General features: G+C 69.3%; 8 protein-coding genes. All 8 read left to right on the top strand.

Annotation, left to right across the window (positions count from 1 at the left end):
* Nucleotides 1-254 (top strand): hypothetical protein (locus tag KBA23_RS16180; RefSeq protein WP_290743130.1); only part of this gene is annotated, 254 nt, incomplete at its 5' end.
* Nucleotides 255-322: 68 nt separating this feature from the next.
* Nucleotides 323-559 carry a hypothetical protein gene (locus tag KBA23_RS16175; protein WP_290743128.1) on the top strand — a complete coding sequence of 79 codons (237 nt, stop codon included), beginning with the start codon at nt 323-325 and terminating at the stop codon, nt 557-559.
* Nucleotides 549-884, top strand: a complete 336-nt coding sequence (locus tag KBA23_RS16170; protein ID WP_290743125.1) for a type II toxin-antitoxin system PemK/MazF family toxin — start codon at nt 549-551, stop codon at nt 882-884. The genes KBA23_RS16175 and KBA23_RS16170 overlap by 11 nt, the downstream gene beginning before the upstream one ends.
* Nucleotides 885-886: 2 nt before the next feature.
* Nucleotides 887-1,150 carry a hypothetical protein gene (locus KBA23_RS16165; RefSeq protein WP_290743122.1) on the top strand — a complete coding sequence of 88 codons (264 nt, stop codon included), beginning with the start codon at nt 887-889 and terminating at the stop codon, nt 1,148-1,150.
* Nucleotides 1,147-2,418, top strand: a complete 1,272-nt coding sequence (locus tag KBA23_RS16160) for an MFS transporter (RefSeq protein ID WP_290743119.1) — start codon at nt 1,147-1,149, stop codon at nt 2,416-2,418. The genes KBA23_RS16165 and KBA23_RS16160 overlap by 4 nt, the downstream gene beginning before the upstream one ends.
* A gap of 88 nt (nt 2,419-2,506) precedes the next feature.
* The gene (locus KBA23_RS16155) at nt 2,507-2,872 is read left to right on the top strand and encodes a DUF1428 domain-containing protein (RefSeq protein ID WP_290743115.1); all 366 of its coding nucleotides are present in this window, start codon (nt 2,507-2,509) and stop codon (nt 2,870-2,872) included.
* Between the two features lie 73 nt (nt 2,873-2,945).
* Nucleotides 2,946-3,347 (top strand): hypothetical protein, encoded by a 402-nt coding sequence (locus KBA23_RS16150; protein WP_290743113.1) that lies wholly within the window; start codon nt 2,946-2,948, stop codon nt 3,345-3,347.
* 19 nt (nt 3,348-3,366) lie between these two features.
* Nucleotides 3,367-3,675 (top strand): GNAT family N-acetyltransferase (locus KBA23_RS16145; RefSeq protein ID WP_290743110.1); only part of this gene is annotated, 309 nt, incomplete at its 3' end.

The following is a 3,675-nucleotide window of genomic DNA, read 5'->3' as shown; positions in this document are numbered from 1 at the left end:
TCGACGCCCCCGGGGACGGCGCGGCGGCGGCGCGGGCGCGCCAGATCGCCTACGACTCGACTTGCTACCACCAGCCGTGCGACGAGATCGACGCGACCTGGGTCTGGGACGGCATGATCGAGGACACAGAGCTCGCCCTGGCCGTCGGTCTCGCCGTCGCCAACGCCGACGCGATGCCCACCTGGAACCCCGACGACGAGTTCGAAGCGGCGCGCCAGCGGGCGCTGGCCGCCCTGGCGAAGGCCGAACGCTAGGTAGTGAGGAGATCGGCCCGAGAGCTCCGGAGATACCCGGGTATTCCCGGCGGTGTTACACTTCTCCGGTGAAGATCGGCGTTTCTCTCGCAGAGGATCTGGTGGCGTTCGCCGATGCCGAGGCCGAGCGGCGCGGCACGACGCGCTCGGGGCTCCTGGCGGAGCTGCTCGACGAAGCGCGCGTTCGTGCCCAGACGAAGGCCTATCTCGACCGGCACGGCTGGGATGTGGCGGAAGACGCGGCCGCCTGGCGAACCTATCAGCGCGAGCGCATGGCGCAGGAGTACGCCGAAGATGACTGGTGACGCCCCACTGCCGCGCCGCGGCGAGGTCTGGTGGGTGCGCGTCGACAAGCGGCGGCCGGCCGTCATCGTCCAGACCGACAAGGTCCGCGAGCCCCGGGTCGCGAGCTTCCTCGTCGTTCCCCTGACCAGCCGGCTCCATCTCGAAGGTCTGCCCGGCAACGTGCGCCTCGAAGCCCGCTCGACGCGCCTCTCGAAGCCCTCGGTCGCCAACCTTTACGACCTGCAGAAAGTCCTCAAGAGCGATCTGATTGAGCCCGTCGGCGAGCTCCGCGGCAGCGAGATGGAGGCCATCGACGCCGGGCTCCGACTCGTCCTGGAGCTTTGAGGGTGAGCGCCCAACTCTGGTTGCTCGCGGGAATCGTCCTGCTCGTCGCACTCGTCGCCCTCGAAGGCAAGCGCCAGGAGCGCCGCTACGGCAAGAGTCGGCGGCGCGGGCTGATGCGCACCGGCCTCCTCGAGTTGCAGAAGCAGCTCGAGCCCGAGCGCAAGATCGAGATCCTGCTCGACGAGCGCGACGACAGTGAAAGCGACGAGGCGGCCGCACCGCCAGCACCTCCAGGCCCGCCGCCGGACCGGAGCGAGAGGAGATGAACCTGCCGGAGTCGTTGCGGGCCCTGCGGCACCGCAACTACCGGATCTTCTTCGCCGGCCAGCTGATCTCGCTCACCGGCACCTGGATGCAGTCAGTAGCGCAGGCCTGGCTCGCCTATCGCCTGACGCATTCGGCGGCGCTCCTCGGCATCGTCGGCTTCGCCAGCCAGATCCCGACCCTCCTCTTCTCCCCCGCCGGCGGTGTCGTCGCCGACCGCTTCGCCCGCCGCCAGGTGCTGCTCGCGACGCAGGCGAGCTCGATGGTCCTGGCATTCGCGCTCGCGGCGCTCACCTTCGCCGACGCCGTGACCATCCCCTGGATCCTCACTCTCGCCGCGCTCGGAGGGATCGTCAATGCCTTCGACATCCCGACCCGCCAGGCGTTCGCCATCGACATGGTCGGCCGCGACGACCTGGTGAACGCGATCGCGCTCAACTCCTCGATCTTCAACGGCGCGCGGGTCGTCGGTCCGGCGATCGCCGGCCTGCTGGTTGCGCGCATCGGCGAGGCCTGGTGCTTTCTCGCCAACGGAGTGAGCTACTTCGCCGTGCTCGGCAGCCTCGCAACGATGCGGATTCCACAGGGTGCGCCGTTCGCGCGCACCGTTTCGGTGTGGACGAGCGTGCGCGACGGCTTCGTCTACGTCGCGCGCGCCCGGCCGGTGCGAGCGCTGCTCCTGCTCCTCGGTCTGGTCAGCCTCACCGGGATGCCCTACGCGGTGCTGATGCCGGTCTTCGCGCGCGAGATCCTCGGCGGCGACGCGCGCGAGCTCGGCCTGCTCATGGGAGCCTCCGGTGTCGGAGCGCTCCTCGGCGCCGTCGTGTTGGCGAATCGCCGCTCCGTCAAGGGACTCGGCACCTTCGTCGCCGTCTGCGCCGCCGGCATGGGGCTGGCCCTCGTCGCCTTCTCCTTCTCGCGCTCCTTCTGGGTCTCGGCGGCGCTCCTCGTTCCGGTCGGTTTCTGCATGATGAGCGAGATGGCGAGCTCGAACACGCTCATCCAGTCGCTCATCCCGGACGAAATGCGCGGCCGCGTGATGTCGCTCTACGCCATGATGTTCATGGGCATGGCGCCCGTCGGCGCGCTGCTTGCCGGCAGCCTCGCGGCGCGCATCGGCGCCCCGGCGACGATTGCCGGCGGCGGTTGCGTGTGCCTCGCCGGCGCGCTGATCTTCGCCCGCCACCTGCCTCACCTGCGCGCCGACGCCCGCCAGATGATCGTCGAGCTGCAGATGACCGCCGGCGCCCCGCCGGAGGAGCCGACCTGAATCCGGGCAGCCCTGACGCCAATCGCCTGCGCTCGGTCTAGACTCCGGAGAAGACGCCGGACAGTTGGCGATCTCCAGAGGAGGCCTCATGAGCTACGTCGACGGATTCGTATTCGCCGTGCCGAAGAAGAAGGTCGCGGAGTACAAGCGGATCGCCAGGAAGGCCGGCAAGGTCTGGATGGAGCACGGGGCGCTCGCCTACCAGGAGTGCCTCGGCGACGACATTCCGAAGAAGAAGAAAGGCAGCGTCAGCTTTCCCGGCATGGTTCTGGCGAAGCCGGGCGAGGTCATCGGCTTCTCCTGGATCGTCTACAAGTCCCGCGCCCACCGCGACAAGGTGCTCAAGAAGGTCCTGAGCGATCCCCGCCTGGCGGCGATGATGACCCCGGACGCGATGCCGTTCGACATGAAGCGCATGGCCTACGGCGGTTTCAAGAGTCTCGTCGCCTTCTGACCGCCAGGTGCAGGTATCCTCCGCCGGAAGGCGCGCGAGGAGCGACGCCGCCGGCATTGCGAAGGGAGGCCGCATGAACTGGATCGTTCGGGGAATGAAGGGGATCTTGCTGGTCGGCGGCGCGCTCACCTGCACCATGCTCTTCGCCGCGATCGCGCCGCAGGCGGCGCTCGAAGCGTCCTTTGGCGCGACGCTCGCCGGTCCACTGGCGGAGATCGTAGTGCGCAGCTGGGGCTCCCTGATCGCGCTCACCGGCGGCATGCTCCTCTACGCTGCCTTCCATGTCGAGAGCCGGCCGCTGGTGCTGGTCGTCGCGAGTGCGAGCAAGGCCGTCTTCATCGCTCTGCTGCTCGTCTACGGCCGCCCCTTCTTCCCGCAGACCGCGCTGCCGTTGGTCGTCGACGGGATCCTGGTCGTGCTGTTTGCCCTCTACCTGGCGGCGACCTCCGGGGACCGTGCCCGGCAGTCCGCCTAGAGCGAGCGGGAGGGAACCGATGATCGCCCCCGCCCCGGTCACTCTCGAAGGGCATGGCGTGCGCCTCGAGCCGCTCGCGGTGGAGCATCGCGACGCGCTCGCCGCTGCGGCGGCAGACGGCAGGCTCTGGGAGCTCTGGTTCACCTCGGTGCCGACCGCGGAGGAGACGGCGGGCTACATCGCGCAGGCGCTCGCCGGCCAGGCCGCGGGAACTATGCTCCCCTGGGCGGTTCGCGACCTCGTGACCGGTACCATCGTCGGCAGCACGCGCTATCACGACATCGTCGCTCCGGCCGACCGGGTGGAGATCGGCTGGACCTGGTACGCG

Source organism: Amaricoccus sp. (assembly GCF_017995835.1).
Taxonomy (GTDB): Bacteria; Pseudomonadota; Alphaproteobacteria; order Rhodobacterales; family Rhodobacteraceae; genus Amaricoccus.
This window is presented reverse-complemented; position numbering and strand designations above follow the sequence as displayed.

What these genes read in the sequence shown, in the direction of transcription:
- KBA23_RS16160 (WP_290743119.1), top strand. Translation starts at nt 1,147, where the DNA reads ATGAACCTGCCGGAGTCGTTGCGGGCCCTGCGGCACCGCAACTACCGG.
- KBA23_RS16155 (WP_290743115.1), top strand. Translation starts at nt 2,507, where the DNA reads ATGAGCTACGTCGACGGATTCGTATTCGCCGTGCCGAAGAAGAAGGTC.
- KBA23_RS16150 (WP_290743113.1), top strand. Translation starts at nt 2,946, where the DNA reads ATGAACTGGATCGTTCGGGGAATGAAGGGGATCTTGCTGGTCGGCGGC.
- KBA23_RS16170 (WP_290743125.1), top strand. Translation starts at nt 549, where the DNA reads ATGACTGGTGACGCCCCACTGCCGCGCCGCGGCGAGGTCTGGTGGGTG.